This window comes from uncultured Maricaulis sp., from assembly GCF_963975345.1.
Classification (GTDB): Bacteria; Pseudomonadota; Alphaproteobacteria; order Caulobacterales; family Maricaulaceae; genus Maricaulis.
Window position 1 is genome coordinate 17,370 of record NZ_CAXBGE010000008.1, and the last position, 18,644, is coordinate 36,013.

The 18,644-nt window shown below is 62.4% G+C and carries 15 protein-coding genes; 6 read left to right on the forward strand and 9 right to left on the reverse strand.

What is annotated here, in order from left to right; genetic code table 11:
• Nucleotides 1–193: 193 nt before the first annotated feature.
• The gene (locus AAC029_RS09860) at nucleotides 194–2,113 is read right to left on the reverse strand and encodes a cytochrome c/FTR1 family iron permease (RefSeq protein WP_339746971.1); all 1,920 of its coding nucleotides are present in this window, start codon (nucleotides 2,111–2,113) and stop codon (nucleotides 194–196) included.
• Between the two features lie 420 nt (nucleotides 2,114–2,533).
• On the opposite strand from AAC029_RS09860, the gene AAC029_RS09865 reads away from it, so the two are divergent.
• From AAC029_RS09865 to lexA, 4 genes are all read left to right on the forward strand, one after another.
• Entirely contained in the window at nucleotides 2,534–3,058 is a 525-nt protein-coding gene (locus AAC029_RS09865) for a hypothetical protein (RefSeq protein ID WP_339746973.1), read from the forward strand.
• Nucleotides 3,059–3,378: 320 nt separating this feature from the next.
• A complete protein-coding gene (gene trpD / locus AAC029_RS09870) occupies nucleotides 3,379–4,398 on the forward strand; it encodes an anthranilate phosphoribosyltransferase (RefSeq protein ID WP_339746975.1) in 1,020 nt (339 codons plus the stop codon).
• Nucleotide 4,399: 1 nt separating this feature from the next.
• Entirely contained in the window at nucleotides 4,400–5,224 is an 825-nt protein-coding gene (gene trpC / locus AAC029_RS09875; RefSeq protein ID WP_339746977.1) for an indole-3-glycerol phosphate synthase TrpC, read from the forward strand.
• 89 nt (nucleotides 5,225–5,313) lie between these two features.
• Nucleotides 5,314–6,018, forward strand: coding sequence for a transcriptional repressor LexA (lexA, locus tag AAC029_RS09880; RefSeq protein WP_339746979.1), 705 nt, complete (start codon nucleotides 5,314–5,316; stop codon nucleotides 6,016–6,018).
• Between the two features lie 369 nt (nucleotides 6,019–6,387).
• Here lexA and AAC029_RS09885 read toward each other — a convergent pair whose 3' ends face one another.
• A complete protein-coding gene (locus AAC029_RS09885) occupies nucleotides 6,388–8,481 on the reverse strand; it encodes a ComEC/Rec2 family competence protein (protein WP_339746981.1) in 2,094 nt (697 codons plus the stop codon).
• A 92-nt stretch (nucleotides 8,482–8,573) separates the two neighbouring features.
• Between AAC029_RS09885 and gltX the strand changes: the two genes are divergently transcribed.
• Nucleotides 8,574–9,992: a glutamate--tRNA ligase gene (gltX, locus tag AAC029_RS09890; RefSeq protein ID WP_339746983.1), complete on the forward strand. Its 1,419-nt coding sequence runs from the start codon at nucleotides 8,574–8,576 to the stop codon at nucleotides 9,990–9,992.
• Between the two features lie 30 nt (nucleotides 9,993–10,022).
• Nucleotides 10,023–11,330: a citrate synthase gene (gene gltA, locus AAC029_RS09895; RefSeq protein ID WP_339746985.1), complete on the forward strand. Its 1,308-nt coding sequence runs from the start codon at nucleotides 10,023–10,025 to the stop codon at nucleotides 11,328–11,330.
• 70 nt (nucleotides 11,331–11,400) lie between these two features.
• Here gltA and lpxB read toward each other — a convergent pair whose 3' ends face one another.
• From lpxB to bamA, 7 genes are read right to left on the reverse strand one after another with little or no spacing between them, the layout of a single operon-like run.
• Nucleotides 11,401–12,570 carry a lipid-A-disaccharide synthase gene (gene lpxB, locus AAC029_RS09900; RefSeq protein WP_339746987.1) on the reverse strand — a complete coding sequence of 390 codons (1,170 nt, stop codon included), beginning with the start codon at nucleotides 12,568–12,570 and terminating at the stop codon, nucleotides 11,401–11,403.
• Nucleotides 12,567–13,415 carry a UDP-2,3-diacylglucosamine diphosphatase LpxI gene (gene lpxI / locus AAC029_RS09905; RefSeq protein WP_339746990.1) on the reverse strand — a complete coding sequence of 283 codons (849 nt, stop codon included), beginning with the start codon at nucleotides 13,413–13,415 and terminating at the stop codon, nucleotides 12,567–12,569. Before lpxI ends, lpxB begins: the two co-directional genes overlap by 4 nt.
• Nucleotides 13,408–14,202: an acyl-ACP--UDP-N-acetylglucosamine O-acyltransferase gene (gene lpxA, locus AAC029_RS09910; RefSeq protein WP_339746992.1), complete on the reverse strand. Its 795-nt coding sequence runs from the start codon at nucleotides 14,200–14,202 to the stop codon at nucleotides 13,408–13,410. Before lpxA ends, lpxI begins: the two co-directional genes overlap by 8 nt.
• Complete coding sequence (gene fabZ / locus AAC029_RS09915) at nucleotides 14,202–14,645, reverse strand: 3-hydroxyacyl-ACP dehydratase FabZ (protein WP_339746996.1); 444 nt, start codon at nucleotides 14,643–14,645, stop codon at nucleotides 14,202–14,204. Before fabZ ends, lpxA begins: the two co-directional genes overlap by 1 nt.
• A complete protein-coding gene (lpxD, locus tag AAC029_RS09920; protein WP_339746998.1) occupies nucleotides 14,638–15,684 on the reverse strand; it encodes a UDP-3-O-(3-hydroxymyristoyl)glucosamine N-acyltransferase in 1,047 nt (348 codons plus the stop codon). Before lpxD ends, fabZ begins: the two co-directional genes overlap by 8 nt.
• A gap of 18 nt (nucleotides 15,685–15,702) precedes the next feature.
• Nucleotides 15,703–16,296, reverse strand: a complete 594-nt coding sequence (locus AAC029_RS09925) for an OmpH family outer membrane protein (protein ID WP_339747000.1) — start codon at nucleotides 16,294–16,296, stop codon at nucleotides 15,703–15,705.
• Between the two features lie 4 nt (nucleotides 16,297–16,300).
• A complete protein-coding gene (bamA, locus tag AAC029_RS09930) occupies nucleotides 16,301–18,628 on the reverse strand; it encodes an outer membrane protein assembly factor BamA (protein WP_339747003.1) in 2,328 nt (775 codons plus the stop codon).
• Between the last annotated feature and the right edge of the window lie 16 nt (nucleotides 18,629–18,644).

Consider the following 18,644-nt stretch of genomic DNA (forward strand, 5'->3'; position numbering starts at 1 on the left):
CGACCTGCGTGTGGTCACGAAGGTGCCTCCAAAACCGTTTCGCTTTACCCCCTTCCATCAAGGAAGAGGAGCGAGAATATCGATTCCGGTCAGCCCAACCGCCCTCCTCTTCCTTGATGGACGAGGTGGCCGCGAAGCAGTCGGAGCTGGTGACGGGCTCGCGATTTTGACTCGGGTGCCGCATCAAACGCCCCTACTGCGCACCCTTGCGATGACCCAGCCCAAAACCGACGATCAGGGTTGCCAGCGCCAAGAGCTGGGCCACGAAGCCTTCCCAGCTTGGATGGAGCCCGAGAAGATCGATCCGCGGCAGCCAGGCGAGTGGATGCATGCCCAGCAGACCAGCCTCCTGCAGGCCCGCAACACCCTTGCCGACCAGCACCACGGCCAGCACAGCGATCAGCAGCGAGCTGTAGGAGAAGAATTGCGAAATCGGCAGACGCTTGCTGTAGCTGAGCAGGCCCCAAGCGATCAGGACCAGCGCGATCGTCGCCGTGCCCGCTCCAGCCAGCAGCGCCAGATGCGCACCCTGGCTCCACAGCGCGACAAAGAACAGGATGGTCTCGAACACTTCGCGATAAACGACGATAAAGGCGAGCGAGAACAGGAACCAGGCCGAGCCGCGCGAGAGCGCGTTGGAGAGTTTTTCCTTGATGTAGTCCTGCCAGGCGTCGGACTGCGCCTTGCCATGCATCCAGATGCCAACCGAGATCAACACCACCGCCGAGAGCAAGGATCCGAATCCTTCCGTCATTTCGCGGCTCGCCCCACTGATCGTGATCAGCGAGGTCGCCGCCGCCCAGGTCAGAACGCCGGCCAGCAGTGCTGAAATCCATCCGCCATGGACATAAGGCAGAACATCGCGCCGATCCGCCTTGCCGAGGAAGGCGATCATCGCCACTACGATCAGCAAGGCCTCAACGCCTTCGCGCAGCAAAATGGTGAAGGCACCGAGGAAACTTGAAACCGCACTGGCCTCGTTGGGGGCCATAGCCTGCTCGGCCGCATCGAGCAGAACGTTCAATTCGTGCACTTGTGCTTGCGCATGGGCAACCGGCTTGCCCCCTGCGAGTGTGGCGCGAAAATCGCCCATCGCTTCTTCGATCTGGCGCAACAGGGCGCGGTCGCGCGCCGCAAGCATCGGCTCGATGGGTTCAAAGCCGTCGAGATAGGCGGCGAGTGCCAAGTCTTGCGCCATGCGGCTCTCGCCGGCCTGATAGCGGGCGAGGCTCTGCGCAAGCTTGGTGCGGACCAGGCCGATATTGTCGGTTTGCTGCGAAACGGCTTCCGGATGACGGCGCAAATAGGCGGTCAGATCGCTGGCATCGGCCGCGCCGATCTCAGCCGCAAGCGTCGCCGGGATGGTTTGTGTCAGTGCCTGCAGGTCGGGAAAACGCGCACGCAGCTCGGCATCGCCAGTCCAGAGCCGGCGGCCCTGATCGGCGGTGTCATCAAAGCCAAAAGCACCGGCATAGAAGGCCAGCGCCCAACGATCCTGGGACGGCAGGTCGGCATAGCTCGCCATGGCGGTGCCATCCAGGCCCTGGCCGATGACCTGATAGAGGCCGAACAGGCTGCGTTGGCGGGCACGCGCTTGATCGGTGAAGGCAATCGGCTGGGGATCGAGACCGCTGGCGGCCGGGCCATCGGCACGTCCGGTGGCGCCGTGACAGGCGGCGCATTGCTCGGCATAGAGCCCCGCTGCGCGCTCCAGATCGGGCACGTCCGAAGGTGCCAACGTCATCGGGTAGGCGATCAGTAGGGCGCTGGCCAGGCTGCGGGCCCGATCAGCGACGTCCGAGGCCGGCGCTTTGCGCCCGATCGCCAGGACGAGGTCTTCCGCCGCCCCGACCAGATCTGGCTGGGCAGTTGAGGGCGGTAAGGCCGTTAAGCGGTCACGGACCGAGGCCGAGAATTCCTGCATTTCGGCGTATTCGGACACGCTCACCACTTCGCCATCGCTGACCGCGCCGGGATAGTCGACCGCGAGATAATCGAGCAAACGCCAAGCCACCTGCTCGGAGGGCGCCGCGTCCTGGGCCAGACTGGCGGGCAGGCAGAGGCCGGATGCGAGTGCGAACACCGCGACGAGAAGCTGAGCGAATCTTCGCATCGAATATCTCCATGATAGATTGCGAATGCGTATCACCTGCATATTTCGTGCGCAAGCCACGGGCTGACAGAACGGCCTTCGCAGCGTCCATCACGGTGAGTGCGCGAATGCCGGCGGCTGCACGGAACCCAAGTCGGAACACGCACCTGTTTCAAAGAAACAGGACCATGTCCCGTGTGCCAAATTATTGGGACAGCGGGGACCGATTAATTGTGTCTGTCCCAATTATTTCGATTATTTCCGCCGCTGCTTCACAAGTATTTGACCCTGTGGCAGCTCGCTTGCGCTTGTGCCGAGGTCCTCCTTGCTGGATATTTTCAGCCTGGAGGAAACGGCCCAACCGCTCTGCGGCTGTTTCGGGGACGAGGAGATTTAGCCATGACATGCGCATCACGGGGATTGCTTGAGAGAATTACGAGCGTGAGCTGGCTTTCGGCCGGACTGATCGGGACCAGCCTGCTGGCCGCCGCGCCGGCTCTCGCCCAGGATCGGCCCGCCCGGCCCGGCGACAGCCTGGCCTGGATGATCGGGCAGTGGGAAGGCTCCGGCTGGATGATTGATCGCGAGCGGCAGCGCCAGACCTTTGACGTGTTCGAGGAGGCCCGACTGGGTTCCGGCGGCGAAGCTGTCATCCTGTTCGGCGAAGGCTTCAGCCCGGCCGGTGCAGGCCGGGGCGGTGAGCCGGCGCACAACGCCACCGGCCTGATTTCCCGCACCTCCGATGGCTATGAAATGCGCAGCGTGACGATTGAGGGCCATAGCCAGGACGTGGCGATGACGGTTACCGAAACAGGGTTTTCCTGGTCGCTCTCGCTGGGCCCGCAAGGGCGCCTCAATTACGAGGCCCGGCATGCGAACGGGGTCTGGGAGGAAACCGGCGCCTATTGCCCGCCCGAGGGCGAGTGCCATGCCAATTTCTACATGCGCCTGGAACGCGTGGACTAGGCTCAACGGCACCGCCGCATTGAAAACCCGCCGCGCCCGCATTATCAATTCACGGGTTCGCTTGGTTCAATGGAAAGTCAGCCGGTATGCCGATCTCATCTGCCCGTCTCGCCCATCCCTGCCCGGCCTTGCCGGGCGGCGGGCGTGGGGCGGTGACGCGCGTTCGATACCTCTGGGCTGGCGGCCGATGGCGTGATGAAAAAGGGGACAGGTTTATTTAACGCGGGTCGCGCCTTGCGTGGACCCCACTGAATTTGCTGCGTTAAATAAACCTGTCCCCTTTTTTAGCCCAAACGAATAATCTGAAATGAGACACGTGAATGAACCATCTTGCCCTATGCCTGCAGGCCTTCAGCCAGGGCCGGCGGCCCGAGACTGCTGAGATTTCCGGCGCCTTCGATCAGCTGATGGAGGGCGATGCCCCCGATGCGGCGATTGGCGGCTTTCTGATGGGGCTCGCCGCGCTGGGCGAACGGCCGTCCGATATTGCCGCCGGTGCGCGCGTCTTGCGCTCGCGCATGAGCTCGATCATTGCGCCTGCCGGTGCCATCGACACCTGCGGCACCGGCGGTGATGGCAAGGGCGCCTATAATATCTCCACCGCGGCGGCGATCGTCGCGGCCGGGGCCGGTGCCATTGTCGCCAAGCATGGCAATCGCGCCGCCTCCTCGCAATCGGGATCGTCGGACGTGCTCGCCGCGCTCGGGGTGAAGCTGGATTGCCCGCGCGAGGCTGTGGAGCGCTCGCTGCACGAGGCCGGGGTCGGTTTTCTGTTTGCGCCGGCGCACCATTCCGCGGTGCGTCATGTGGCCAGTGCGCGCAAGAATCTCGGCGTGCGCACCCTGTTCAACCTGTTGGGGCCGCTGGCCAATCCAGCGGGCGTGAAGCGGCAATTGCTCGGCGTCTACGATAAGCGCTGGCTGGTGCCGATGGCCGAGGCGCTGCGCGATCTGGGCTGCGAGCATGCGCTGGTGATTTGCGGCCAGGACGGGATGGATGAGATCACCACCACGACCGGCACCGATGTCGCCGAGCTGCGCGATGGCCAGATCACCACCTATGTCGTCACGCCCGAGGATGCCGGCATCGCCCGCGCGACCGAGGCTGACCTCAAGGGCGGCGATCCGGAGCATAATGCCGCCGCCATAATTCGCCTGCTCGACGGCGAGGCCGGGGCTTTTCGCGATATCGTTCTGCTCAATGCCGGCGCCGCCCTGATCCTGTCGGGTCAGGTAAAAACGCTGGCCGAAGGCGCTCAACTGGCAGCCGCCGCGATCGATGACGGACGCGCCCGCACGGCGCTGGCGCGCATGGCCGCGATCTCGCGCGGCGAGGCTTGAGATGAGCGCCCATACAAGCATCGTCCCAGACACTCTGGCGCGGATTGGCGCTTACAAGCTCGAGCATATCGCGGCCTGCAAGGCCAAGCGCTCCTATGCCGAGGTCGCGGCGCAGGCGTCTGACGCCTCGCCGGTGCGTGGGTTTCTCGCGGCACTCAAAGGCGCCGCGGCCAGCGATGGGCTCGGCCTGATCGCGGAGATCAAGAAGGCCAGCCCGTCGAAAGGTCTGATCCGGGCCGACTTCGACCCACCGGCATTGTCGCGCGCCTATCAGGCCGGCGGCGCGATCTGCCTCTCCGTGCTGACCGACGGGCCGAGCTTTCAGGGCGCCGACAGTTTTCTCGTCGCCGCGCGCGACGCCTGCAACCTGCCGGTCCTGCGCAAGGACTTCATGTATGACGCCTATCAGGTCGCCGAGGCGCGTGCGCTGGGGGCGGACGCGGTCCTGGTTATCCTCGCCGCCGTCGATAATGCCACCGCCCGGGCCCTGATCGAGGAGGCGGCACGCTGGTCGCTCGATGTGTTGGTCGAAGTGCATGACGCCGCCGAGATGGAGCGCGCCCTCGCCCTGAAAGCGCCGATGATCGGCATCAACAACCGCAATCTGCGCACCTTCGAGACCTCGCTGGCGACCTTCGAATCACTGGCGCCGATGGTGGAGGGAGATGCGCTGCTGGTCGGCGAGAGCGGCGTTTTCACGGCGAGCGATGCCGCACGCCTCCACGCCGCCGGTGCCCGCGCCCTACTGGTCGGGGAAAGCCTGATGCGGCAGGACGATGTCGCTGCTGCTACGCGCGCCCTGATGGCCTGGCAAGAGCGCGCTTGACCTGAATCGGGAACCTTTGTAGAACAAACAGGCATATTCCTGATTTGTTCCTTACGGCCTTCGCGCCGTATTCATCAAAGGGGGCTGACTTGCTCACCCGTAAACAGCACGAGCTACTGCTTCTGATCCATAACCGGATCAAGGATACCGGCGTCTCGCCCTCCTTCGACGAAATGAAGACGGAGCTGCAATTGGCTTCGAAGTCGGGTGTTCACCGCCTGATCACGGCGCTGGAGGAGCGCGGCTTCATTCGCCGCCTCGCCCACCGCGCCCGGGCGCTCGAAGTGCTCAAACTGCCGGAATCCGCAGCAGCCACAGTCGATGAAGCGCTCGATAGCGATGCCGATCTGGGCGCCAATGTCGTGCGGGCCAATTTCAAGCGTTCCAGCGACGAGAATTCGCCGGAAGCCTCGGTCGAGATCCCGCTGCTCGGCCGCATTGCCGCCGGTGTGCCCATCGCCGCCATCCAGCACGAGACCGACCGCCTCGCCTTCCCCGCCGACATGGTGCGCGGCGGCGAGCATTTCGCCCTCGAGGTCAATGGCGATTCGATGATCGAAGCGGGCATTCTCGATGGCGATATCGTGCTGATCCGGCGCGGCCAGTCGGCGGAGAGCGGCGAGATTGTCGTCGCCCTGGTCGATGACGAAGAAGCCACTTTGAAACGCCTGCGCAAAAAGGGCGGCTCCATCGCCCTGGAAGCCGCCAATCCCGCCTATGAGACACGGATCTTCGGCCCCGATCGGGTCAAGGTCCAAGGCCGGCTGGTCGGCCTGATCCGCCGCTACCACTAGGGCGGAATATGCCGGGCTGAAGTTTCGCGCCTTCTTCTCCTGCAGAGTGGGGGGACGCGGTCTTGCGCAACCCATGGCGAAGCGACAGTGGTGTGGGCGTGCGGCGCCAAAGGCGGTGTAGGGTAGATGGAGGCCACGAATCCTGCTGCTGCGATGGGTGTAATCCCCGCGCTGCCGCGCGGCACCTCCACCATCCTTTGCCTTCGGCAACGGACGGTCCCCCTCCCCGGTAAACCGAGGAGGAAAGCGGGCATGCAGGCCGTAGGCCTTCCCATTCACCGCCAAGCTTTCTTCCCCCGCAGCGCGGGGGAAGTGGGCCTGCACAGCCGAAGGCGCAGCAGGCTCGATGGGGGCGGCGGACGCCCGCGCTCAACGCGCATTGAGCTCCCAAGGACGGTCACCATTTGGCGCCGAAACGCTCTGCGTCCGCACAATCGCGCCGTCACGGGTCCAGATCAGCGTTCCGCCGCGTTGCCGCAGGAATTCGCGATCGATCACCAGGGCGTGGCAGTGCGGTTTGAGCCAGGATGGCATTTCCACCGTCAGCACAACCAGCGCCGCGCGCTCACAATCCACCGCCCAGTCTTCGGCCGAGCTAAGCACGGCATAATTCAAGCCCGGTGCCTGACCGCTGCAGCCGAGATCATCGCAGTGCAGAGTGGTGGTGGTGCTCACAGCGCTCCGGGCGGCGCGCTGTTCGAGAAAGACCGTGACGGCAAAGCGGCCGCGCCGGATTGAGCTGGCAGTCCAGTGACTAGGGTCATCAGGGGCCTGTGCCACGACGATGCCGTCTTCGGAGATGAACAAGTCAGGCGCCGGTGTCAGGCTCCACAGGGTCAGCGCCACAAGCGCCAGCGCGGCGCCACCACCGCGCACCAGACCGCGGCCGAGCAGCAGTGTCACGAAGCCGCAGGCATAGAGCGGCAAGATCCAGCCGGGCGCGGCGATGACGGGCTGCAGAGCGCCCGGCGCAGCAGCAACGCGGTCGGCGACCGCAAACATCACATCGAGGCCCCAGCTCATCGCCCACAGCGCTGGCTGGTCGAGCCCGAACGGCATCAGACACAGCGCCACCACGCCGGCCGGCATGACGATGAAAGTGAAAACCGGCATGGCGAGCCAATTGCCGAACAGGCCAAAGCCGGCGATGCGATGGAAATGAAAGGCCGCAAAGCCCGCAGTCGCCAGCCCCGCGATCAGGCTGGTCAGGCTGAGCCCGCCCAGAGCCGCCAATGCGCCGCTGCGTCCGGAATCCATCGGCGCCGCTGGCCGCCGCCTCTGACGCCACAGATCGGCACTGGCGATCAGGGCCGCCACAGCTGCGAACGACATTTGAAAGCCCGCCGCGCGGATTGCCTCAGGCTGCAGCGCGAGCACGAAAATCATCGCCAACGCCAAAGTGTGCAGCGACAAAGCCCGCCGTCCGGCCACCAGGCCGGTCAGGACGGCGGCCGTCATCAGGAAGGCGCGCTGGGTCGGGATCGCACCGCCGGAGAGCAGGAAATAGGCCGCAGCGGCGATCAGGGCCCCGATGGCGGCCGGGATCGCCGCGTCAAACCGCCTCGCCCACGGTGTGATTGCGGCGAGACCAAAGCGCAGCGCCAGAAACACGCCGCCCGCCAGCAGTGCCATATGCATGCCCGAAATCGCCAGGGTATGCCCAAGCCCTGCAGCCCGCAGTGTCGCGCTGACCCCAGGCGCCAGTCCAGAGCGGTCGCCGGTCAGCAGCGCTGCGGCCATGGCGCCATTGCGACCCGGCAGTCGCTGGCGCAAATGCTCCGCGATATGCCAGCGCCAGCGCGCAATCGCACGGGCGGGCGCGTCTTGGCCGGGCTCTGGCCCAGCCTCCGGCGCGGCAATCGCGTAACCGCTGGCGGCGATGCCGGAGAAATAGGCGTTGAAGCGGAAATCATAACTGCCCGGTACCGGCGCGCGGCGCGGACGATCCACCACGGCGCGAATACTGATTGGATCCCCCGGTTCAAACCCGTGCGGATTGGCCAAGACCCGTACACGCCGCACCGGCGCACCGCCCGGATGCGGCAGACGGATGGAAAGCCGGGTCCGGCCAGAGCCGTTGCGCTCGATGGCTTCCACCCAGCCGGTGATGGTCGCTGGCCGTCCCAGCGAGAGGGCCGCAACGGGCCCGGCCGCCAGAGCTTGGCTACGATATTGCGCCCGGGCAAAGCCGCAGGTCAGGGCGAACAGGCAAAGCAGAGCCAAGGCCACCGTCCCACCGCGGCGCCCGGCGCGCACTACCAGCCAACCGGTCAAGGTGATCGCGGCCAAGCCCAGTACCCACGGATTCGAGGGCTCGGCGGGCAGCGAAAAATACAGCGCACTACCGGTGGCAAAGCCCAGCGCAGTCACAATAGCGGGGCGGCCAGCCATGACAAATAGCGGCACAAACAGCTGTTCGGGGCCGAAAGTCTGGCCGGGCAGCCCGGTCTGACGCTGGCGCATTGGCCGACAACCTCCCTGCTAACCCCTATCGCCACCGCCGCTAATCATGCTAACAAACTCACTCCCTCTTGCAGCGCAGCATTATCTCGCACATGCAACACACTGATCACATCGTCCGCACGCGCTTCGCCCCCTCGCCCACGGGCTTTCTGCATATTGGCGGCGCCAGGACGGCCTTGTTCAACTGGCTGTTCGCGCGTCATCATGGCGGTCAATTCCTGCTGCGCATCGAAGATACCGACCGGGCGCGCTCGACCCAGCCGGCGATTGACGCCATCCAGGACGGGCTCAGCTGGCTTGGCCTCGACTGGGATGGCGATGTCGTCTCGCAATATAACCGCGCCAGCAGGCATGTCGAGATCGCACACCAAATGGTTGAGTCTGGCCATGCTTTCCGTTGCTATTGCACCGCCGATGAAGTCGATGCCCTGCGCGCCGCCGCCTTCGACCAGGGCCGCGCCCTGCGCTCGCCCTGGCGTGATCGCGACCCGGCCGACGCGCCGGCAGACGCTGCGTTCACCGTGCGTTTCCGCGCCGCCGATGAGGACATGGTTGTTGCCGATGCGGTTCAGGGCGATGTGCGCTGGGCGGCGAAAGAATTTGACGACCTCGTCCTGCTGCGCAGCGATGCCAGCCCGACCTATAATCTCGCCGTTGTCGTCGATGATCACGATATGGATATCACCCATATCATTCGCGGCGACGACCATCTCGTGAATGCTGGCCGCCAGTGTCAGATCTATGACGCGCTCGGCTGGCAGCGGCCCGTCTTTGCGCATATCCCGCTAATCCATGGTCAGGATGGCAAGAAGCTCTCCAAACGTCATGGCGCGCTGGGTGCCGAGGCTTATCGCGATATGGGCTATCTGCCGGAGGGCCTGCGCAATTATCTGCTGCGGCTGGGCTGGTCGCATGGCGACCAGGAAATTTTCGACGACGCGCAGGCGATCGTCGCTTTCGATCTGAGCGGTCTTAACAAGGCCCCGTCGCGGCTGGATCTGGACAAACTGTCGCATATCAATGCGCACCATATGGCTCAGGCCGATGATGCGCGGCTGTGTGAGCTCGTTCGCCCATTCCTGGCAGGGCTCGACGGGCAGATCGAGGACGAGTCGATCAAGGCAGCTCGCATCAAAACCGCGATGCCTGTGCTCAAATCACGCGCCGCGACACTGGCGGAATTGGCCCAGCAGGCCTATTTCTTGGTAAAGGCCCGGCCATTTTCGCTCGAAGGCAAGCTCGCCAAGCTGTTGGATGAAGAGACCTGTGCGCGTCTTAACCGGCTTTTCACGCGTCTGGTGGAAACCCTTGTCTGGAATGAAGAGACTCTCGCCAGCGAACTCAAGCAATTCGCCGAATCCGAACAGGTCGGATTTGGCAAAATCGGCCAGCCGCTCCGCGCGGTCCTGACCGGTGGGGCAGCCGCCCCCGATCTCGCACTCGTGATGGCCTTTCTCGGCCGTGATGAGGTACTGGATCGAATGAAGGATCAATTGTCGCTGCGCAGCTGATGCCGGCGACCGCCAGATAGGGAAGACAAGATGCAAAGCAAGGCCAAACCGAACGGTTCCGCAACGCTCACCTATAACGGCAAGAGCGTCGAGTTTCCGGTGCTGAGCGGTGAGATTGGGCCGGATGTCATCGACATTCGCACGCTTTATCGCGACACCGGGATGTTCACGTATGACCCCGGATTTACCTCGACGGGCAGTTGCGAAAGCCAGATCACCTATATCGACGGTGATAAGGGCGTCTTGCTGTATCGCGGTTATCCGATCGAGCAATTGGCGAAGAGCTCCTCCTTCATCGAGGTCTGCTATCTTCTGATGCACGGCGAACTGCCCTCGCCGAACGAATTGACGAATTTCGACTGGACGATCCGCCGTCACTCCATGCTGCACGACCAGTTCGACCAGTTTTTCCGCGGCTTCCGCCGTGATGCCCACCCGATGTCGATCATGGTTGGAACGGTCGGCGCCCTGTCTGCATTTTACAATGACAGCACCGATGTGACCGATCCGAAATTGCGCACAATTGCCAGCCACCGCATGATCGCGAAAATGCCGACCATTGCGGCGCGCGCGTTCAAATATGCGATTGGCCAGCCCTTCATCAGCCCGCGCAATGACATGGATTACGCCGCAAACTTCCTGCGCATGTGCTTCGCCGTGCCGGCGGAGGACTATGAAGCCAATGCCGTCATGGCCCGGGCGATGGACCGGATCTTCATCCTGCACGCCGATCACGAACAAAACGCCTCGACCTCGACGGTGCGTCTGGCCGGTTCCTCGGGTGCCAACCCATTCGCCTGTATCGCAGCCGGTATTGCCTCGCTATGGGGGCCTGCCCATGGCGGCGCCAATGAAGCCGCGCTCAACATGCTTGAGGAAATCGGCACCGTTGATCGCATCCCGGAATACATCGCCAAGGCCAAGGACAAGAATGATCCCTTCCGCCTGATGGGCTTTGGTCACCGCGTCTACAAGAATTACGATCCCCGTGCGACGGTGATGCGCGATACCTGCCATGAGGTGCTTGAAATCACCGGGCACGGCCATGATCCGCTGCTTGCGGTCGCGCTTGAGCTCGAGCGGATCGCGCTGGAAGACCCGTATTTTATCGAGAAAAAGCTGTACCCGAATATCGACTTCTATTCGGGTATCACGCTGCGCGCGATGGGTTTCCCGACCGAAATGTTCACCGTGCTGTTCGCCGTCGCGCGCACCGTCGGCTGGATCGCCCAATGGTCGGAAATGATCGAGGATCCGTCCCAGAAGATCGGCCGTCCACGCCAACTCTTCACTGGCGCGGTACCACGCGATTATGTCGATCTGAGCAAGCGCGGCTGATCTCGCGCCGGAACGACATGCAAAAGGCCACCCTTCGGGGTGGCTTTTTTTTGTTTCTGGCTCCGAAAAATCAGGCCGCAGGCAGGTATTGCAGCACGATCTCAGCGGCGCGGTCTGACGCCTTGCCCTCGCCGCGCATCTCGTCAGTCGCGGCGCGCAGCGCCTGGCCGATCTCGCGCCGTCGCTCCGGTGATGCCAACAGGCCTTCACTCGCAGACGCCAGCCGATCAGACGTGCAACGGGTCTGGACGTGTTCGATGACGAGATTGGAGTCCGAGGCCATGTTCACCAGAGTCGTATAGGGCGATTTCATCACATTGAGCATGCGGATCAGCGCCCAGGTGATCCAGCCGAGCCGATAGGCGGCCACGGTTGGTACGCCGGTCGTGGCCAGCTCGGTAATCACCGTGCCGGAACAGGCCAGCGCGAGATCCACCGAAGCAAAAGCGTCGGCTTTCTCGGCCTCGTCGACAATGATGATATCGTTGGGCATGCGGGTATCGATCTTCAAGCGTTCCCGCACGATTTGCGCAACCGGTTCGGCCAGAACGATGACAATCTTCAAATCGGGGCGATGGCTCAGGACGCGTTCGACCGCCCGCACCAGAACATTATACATGCGCCGAATTTCCGATGGCCGGCTGCCGAACAACAGCAGCATGGCCTGTGCCTCCGGTGCGAGACCATGGCGGGCGCGGAAGGCGGCGCCATCGCCCACCGTCATGCGTTCCAGAGTCGGATTGCCAACGAAGGTCACCGGCAGGCCGAACTCGGTATAAAATGGTGCGTCGAAACTGACGATGGACAACAAATGGTCGACGGTCGCGGCCAGCGTCTTGGCGCGGCCCGGCCGGGTCGCGAAGACTTGCGGGCCGACATATTTGATCAGCTTGATCGACGGATCGGCGTCACGCACCCCGAGCGCGACCCGCAGCATGAAGCCCCAAGAGTCGATCAGGACGACGACATCGGGCTTGCGGGCGATGATATCGGCCACGGTCAGCGCGACGCGCTCCTTGACCCGCCTGTAAGCGAGCAATCCATCAATCCAGCCGATGATCGCCAGGCCATCGATATCGACAGCCGTCGGGACGCCTTCTGCGGCCATGGCCGCACCGCCGACGCCGGCGAAGGCGATGTTCTCGCCGCGCGCTTTGCGCAAAGAACGGATCAGATCGGCGCCGAGCAGTTCACCGGAGCGTTCAGCGGCAACGATGTAGACCAGCGCTGGCGCGGTCATGGCGTGACATCCTCGACGAGCAGGAACATGCCGGCGGCATCCAGTGCCGCGATCACCGCGTCGCGATTGACGATCAACGCGCTGCCAGCTTCCAGCGCGATACCGGCGAGACCGGCCCGCTCGCAGCGCTCGACGGTTTCCAGCCCGATAGTCGGCAGATCAATGCGCCGCTCCTGGATCGGCTTGGGTGCCTTGGCCAGAACGCCCATTCGCGCCCCGGCCGTGCCACGCAAATGCTGGGGCAGGTCAACCAGCCGGTCGAGCATGGAATTGGTGCCCTCCTGCGCCTCAACGGCAAGGATGACGCCATGGGCCACAACAGCAGCTTGGCCGATATCCATCTCACCCATATGCCGCGCCGTAGCGAGCGCCTTGGCGCTATCGGAGTGGTCCGCCTCGGACGGGCCGGTCCGGGTCAAAAGCCCGGCGCCGGGCGCGAGCGATTTGAGCACGTCATTGGCGCCGATCACGGTCAGGCCGGCCTGTTCGAACTCGTCGATCACCACGCGCAAGATGGCATCATCGCCCTTGCGGCCAGCCGCGAGCGCCTTGGGCACCAGCACCAGGCCACGCGCGTCCATCTGCAGATCTTTCATGTCCGGGCGTTTGACATAGCCGGCAAAACACAGCGCATCACAGCCCGCGCCCTTGAGCGCCTTGAGGATGCCGCCGATTTGGCCAATCGACTTCTCGACGCTCTCAAAGCCCTCGAAGGGATCGGTGCCGAAGCCTTTGACCCGCACGATGAAGGGATTCATGCCTGCCATGGCATGGGCGATCTCGACCGGTAGATCGCCGCCACCGGCAATCAGTCCAAGCCGGGTCCATTTTGGCTGGTCAGGCATGGGGCATACAAAGCGCACGCTTCGAGGAGGCGCGGATGAAGGCGATAATCTCCATCACATGATCATTATGCGAGTAGAGGTCACTGGCATCGGCGAGCCGTTCCTGGAAGGTGCCCTCCTCCGCGAATAACAGCCGGTAAGCGGCGCGCAAATCGCGCAGCGCGTCACGCGGCATGCCGCGGCGCTTCAACCCGACTACATTCAGGCCGACCAGATAGGCGTCATTGCCATTGACCGAGCCGTAGGGGATCACGTCAGCAGCGACCTTGGTCATCGCACCGATGAAGGCGTGGCGGCCCACACGGGTTTTCTGGACCATGCCTGAGAGGCCGCCAAAAATGACATGATCACCGATCTGCGATGAACCAGCGATCTGGGCGCCATTGGCCAGCACAACGCGGTCGCCAACGATACAGTCATGGGCGATGTGCGAGCCGGCCATGAAGTAGCAATCATTGCCAACCACGGTGCGCGCCTTGTCGAAGGCAGTGCCGGGGTGCATCGTCACACCCTCGCGCATGATATTGCGCTGGCCGAGGATCAGCCAGGTTTCTTCGCCCTGGTATTTGAAATCCTGCGGCGGATGGCCCAGGTGAACGCCCGGATAGAGGACGCAGTCATCGCCGATCTCGGTATACCCATCGACCGTCGCATGCGAGACCAGCCGGACGCGGTCGTGCAGGATCACATTCGGCCCGACGATGCAGAACGGGCCGATCTCGACATCAGCGCCAAGCTTGGCATCAGACGAAACAATGGCGGTTGGGTGAATTCTGGACGCTTCCATCAGTGTGCAATCGCCTTCGCGGAAAATTCGGCCTGAACGGCCTTATTGCCATCGGCGAAACCTTCGCCACGGAATTTGAACAGGCCATGGCGGGCAGCGACCACGACGACATTCAGCCGCAACATCATGCCCGGGCGGACAGGAAAGCGGAATTTGACCTTATCGGCACCAACGAAGAAAACCGTTGCGCTATCGGGTGAAGCCTCAAGCGTTTTGTACATCAAGACCGCACCGGTCTGGGCCATCGCTTCGATCATCAAAACGCCCGGCATGACCGGATTGCCCGGAAAATGGCCGGGAAAGAAGGGCTCATTGGCGGTGACCGCCTTGATCCCGGTGATGGACTGCCCGGCGACATAGTCTTCCGCCGCATCGATCAACAGAAAAGGATAGCGATGGGGCAGGAGTTTGAGGATTTCGGCATTTTCGATGCGGTCAGTCACCCTTCACGTCCCCCGGTTTCGGTTTTTGGCCCGCGCGCACCATGCGGCGCAACTGGGCGATTTCACGCATGTGCTGACGGATCGGCTGCGCCGGTGCACCGGCCCAGGTTTCACCAGCCGGGACATCGCCCATCACGGCAGAATTGGCACCGATCTTGGCGCCTGCACCGATCACGACATGATCGGAGACCCCGACCCGGCCGCCAAACATGACGCCGTCACCAATCACCGTGCTGCCCGAAACACCGGCAAAGGCCGGCATCAAACAGGCCTGACCGATCTGGGCATTATGCGCGATATGGCAGAGATTATCGATCTTGCAGCCATCGCCGATCCGGGTCTCCCCGAACACGCCGCGATCAATCGTCGAATTGGCTCCGATAGTCACGTGATCCCCCACACGCACTGTGCCCAGATGCGGGACGTCAATCACCGCTCCGCCCGATATTGCGACACCGAACCCGGCCTCACCAATCACGGCACCCGCAAGAATATTGCAGTATTCACCGATGTCGGTGCAGTTCACGCTGGCATTGGCGCCGATCAATGTGTGGCGACCAATCCGGCACCCCGGCCCAATTGTGGCATTGGGCCCGATCCGGGCCCCCTCCCCAATCACCGCGCCGGCGCCAATGACCGCGCCTGGCGCGACAGAAGCTGTCGGATGACATTGCGCATCGGCATGGCAGTTTGGTCCGGCTTCGAAACGGCGCACGGCAAACAGTTTTGAGCCGATGCGGGCAAAGGCCTGGCGCGGCGCGGCGTGTGCCAGAATGATCGCACCGAGCGGCGCCGCTTGAGCCGCAAGCACGGGTTGGACAATCAGAATGACACCAGCCAGGGCATCCAAGCCCATTTCGTCGAGCACCTTGCCCGATTCGGCATAGCTCAATTTCCCTGGTTGGGCCTGCTCCAGTGGTGCGACGTCGTCCACGACGGTGTCAGCCGCCGCAGAATCAGAAATCGCCGCACCCGAAAGTGCGGCGATCTCTTTGATAGTCAGTGGGCCAAGCGCCTCATAGAACCGTTGGTCTGCCAAGGGCTTGTCCTGACGCGTTTATTGCTGAGGCGCAGCTGCAGCTGGAGCGCCTTCAGGCAAGCGAACGCGATTGACCGGCACCGTAGGAAGGCGTTCGTTCAACAACGCGATCACCGGATCGCTGATATCTACGGTCGGGCCAGCGAAAACCAGATTAGAACGATCAATCAGGATGTCGATATGACGCTGTGCAACCACTTCCTCGAGGATGGGGTTGAGGGCTTCATAAACGGGCTGCATCGCCTGACGTTCAGTCTGCTGCAGCTCCTGCTCGCGGCGCCGACGCTCAGTTTCGAATTGCTGCGCCTGCTGATTGAGCGACTCGATACGTTGCATCAGGTCGGGACGCTGCTGGATCGCCTGCTGCGTCATCGACGCCGTTTCGGCCGACAACTGCTCAGTCTGTTGCTGAATCGGTTGGCCAATCGCTGTCAACTCGGCACGAACTTCCGTACCGATCGCTTCAAGGCGAGTGCGGATGTGCTGACCGACAACGCTTTCGCGCAAGACACGCTGCTCGTTGATCACAGCGATATTCTGCTGGGCCATGGCCGGAGCGGCCAATCCGACCAAGAGGATTGGAAGAAGGAAGAGAGATTTGAAAGATTTCATTATGTTAGAACCCTGTACGAGTACTGAAACGGAAGAATTCGGCTTTGTCATATTCCTGACGCATGAAGGCTTGTGCAAAGTCGAAACGAACCGGACCAAAAGGTGAATCCCAGAATATGCTGACCCCGGCAGATGCCCGCAGCGCCAGATCGTCCACGGTGAATGCCTGCCCCGTGACTTCATCAATCTGATCGCTTGAATCAAGCAACCCCAAGGTACCAAACTCGGTGAACACGCTGCCGCGCACACCGTATTGCTCGGGCAGACCGAGCGGGAAATTGACTTCCAATGACCCGATTGCATAAAGCCTGCCACCCAGCGCGTCACGACGGATCAGGTTACCGGTAACGGGGTCCCGGCTCACGACGCGAGGCCCAACGCCAGCCACCTGAAAGCCGCGGAACGAACTGCCGCCCTTAAAGAAACGGTCATTGATTCGGACGGAATCACCGCTCCAAGGCAGGATAAAACCACTATTCATATTGAAGCTTGCAACGACATCTCCGAACAAGCCCTTGAAGAAAGAACCGCTGAACTCCGACTGGACGTAACGAACATCGCCCCCAAATCCGGCGAAATCTTGACTGAACTGAAAACGGAAACCGTTATGGGGTTCAATCGGGTCGTCGAGCCGCGACCAGTTGAGCGAATACCCCAGAACCGAAGTGACCCGGCTACCCGCTTGGTCGCGCAACGCCTGCGACGCAGTGGTGAACACTTGGACGTCGTCTGTGCGCAGCGTGTAGCGCAATTGCAGATTCGCCTGCGCCGTTACCGGAAAGCCGAGTCGCAGGCTGCCCCCGGTCGAGGCGGTCCGGAAAGACGCTTCAGATAGGAAGTCGGAATTGACCCGGAACAGGTCAAAACCAGCCGCCAGATTTCGATCCAGGAAACGCGGCTCAGTAAAGCGCACATCGATCGTTTCACGCACGCCGCTGACCGAGACGCGGAAGCGCAGGAATTGACCGCGACCGCGCAGATTTCGCTCGGAGATCGACAAATCGACCAGGAAGGAATCAGTGGATGAGAACCCGGCCCCGAAAGCGAGCTCGCCGGTCGGCTGCTCGGTGACTTGGACCCGCACCCGCGCCCGGTCTGGTGAAGAGCCGGGCGTTTCCTCAAGCGTCACGTCCTCGAAGAAGCCGAGACGGCGAATATTATTGCGCGAGCGATCAACCAGAACCTGATTGAAAGCATCGCCCTCGACGATATCCAGCTCGCGCCGGACAATTCGGTCCAGAGTGCGAGTGTTGCCTGCAATGTCGATCCGCTCGATATAGACTCGCGGACCCTCATCGATCACGAATTCGACTTCGACGGTGCGGGTATCGCGATCACGGTGGGTAATCGGCCGCACATTGACGAAGGCATAGCCCGACGCTCCGGCAGCAAAGGTCAGCGAGTCGATACTCTGCTCGATCAGCTCGCCGCGGAAAATATCGCCTTCCCTGACAGGTAGGATGGCCGCGAGGAAATCCTCGTTGAGATCTTCAATCTCAGTGCTGACCGTCACCGAGCCAAAATTATAGAGCTCGCCCTCATCGATCGTGATGGTGATGTAGAAGGACTCCTGGTCCGGCGTGAGTTCTGCCACAGCGGAGAGCACCCGGAAGTTCGCAAAGCCGCGATTCTGGTAGAATTGGCGCAGCAGTTCGCGATCATATTCCAGCCGGTCAGGGTCATAATTGTCATTGGACCCCAAAAACCGCCACCAACGCGATTCCCGTGTCACCAATTCACGGCGCAAGCGGCCATCGGAAAAGGTATGATTGCCGATAAAATTGATCCGGCGCACCCCGGTGATCGGGCCTTCGGAAATTTCGAAGATCAAATCGACCCGGTTTTGCGGCTGTTCGACGATTTTCGGCGTTACCGTCGCGGCGAATCGGCCGGAGCGGCGATAAACTTCAATGATGCGTTGCACGTCCGACTGGACGCGGGCGCGCGTGAAGATCGCGCGCGGTTGAGCCTGGATCTCGTCGGTAATCTTCTCGTCGTCGATCGCATGATTGCCCTCAAGCACGACCCGGTTGATGATCGGGTTTTCCATCACCCGAACCACGACGATTTCGCCGCGATTTTCAATCTGAACGTCTGAGAACAGGCCAGTCGCGAACAGGGTCTGGATCGACAGATTGGTCAGTCGCTCATCGGCGACCTGGCCAGGCTGGATCAACAGATAGGAGAGCACGGTGTCGATTTCGACGCGTTGATTGCCCTCAACCAGTATCTGCCGGATCACCGGCTGCGCCACAGGGGCTTCGACCGTCGCTTCCGGCGATTGCGGAGGGGCTGGTTGCGCTGCCACGGTCGCCGACAGACCAACAGCCATCAGGCCAGCGAAAAGA

Excerpts from the sequence above, each read along its gene's own strand:
- AAC029_RS09860 (WP_339746971.1), bottom strand. The coding sequence starts at position 2,113 with ATGCGAAGATTCGCTCAGCTTCTCGTCGCGGTGTTCGCACTCGCATCC.
- trpD (WP_339746975.1), top strand. The coding sequence starts at position 3,379 with ATGAACCATCTTGCCCTATGCCTGCAGGCCTTCAGCCAGGGCCGGCGG.
- trpC (WP_339746977.1), top strand. The coding sequence starts at position 4,400 with ATGAGCGCCCATACAAGCATCGTCCCAGACACTCTGGCGCGGATTGGC.
- AAC029_RS09885 (WP_339746981.1), bottom strand. The coding sequence starts at position 8,481 with ATGCGCCAGCGTCAGACCGGGCTGCCCGGCCAGACTTTCGGCCCCGAA.
- gltX (WP_339746983.1), top strand. The coding sequence starts at position 8,574 with ATGCAACACACTGATCACATCGTCCGCACGCGCTTCGCCCCCTCGCCC.
- gltA (WP_339746985.1), top strand. The coding sequence starts at position 10,023 with ATGCAAAGCAAGGCCAAACCGAACGGTTCCGCAACGCTCACCTATAAC.
- lpxB (WP_339746987.1), bottom strand. The coding sequence starts at position 12,570 with ATGACCGCGCCAGCGCTGGTCTACATCGTTGCCGCTGAACGCTCCGGT.
- lpxI (WP_339746990.1), bottom strand. The coding sequence starts at position 13,415 with ATGCCTGACCAGCCAAAATGGACCCGGCTTGGACTGATTGCCGGTGGC.
- lpxA (WP_339746992.1), bottom strand. The coding sequence starts at position 14,202 with ATGGAAGCGTCCAGAATTCACCCAACCGCCATTGTTTCGTCTGATGCC.
- AAC029_RS09925 (WP_339747000.1), bottom strand. The coding sequence starts at position 16,296 with ATGAAATCTTTCAAATCTCTCTTCCTTCTTCCAATCCTCTTGGTCGGA.
- bamA (WP_339747003.1), bottom strand. The coding sequence starts at position 18,628 with ATGGCTGTTGGTCTGTCGGCGACCGTGGCAGCGCAACCAGCCCCTCCG.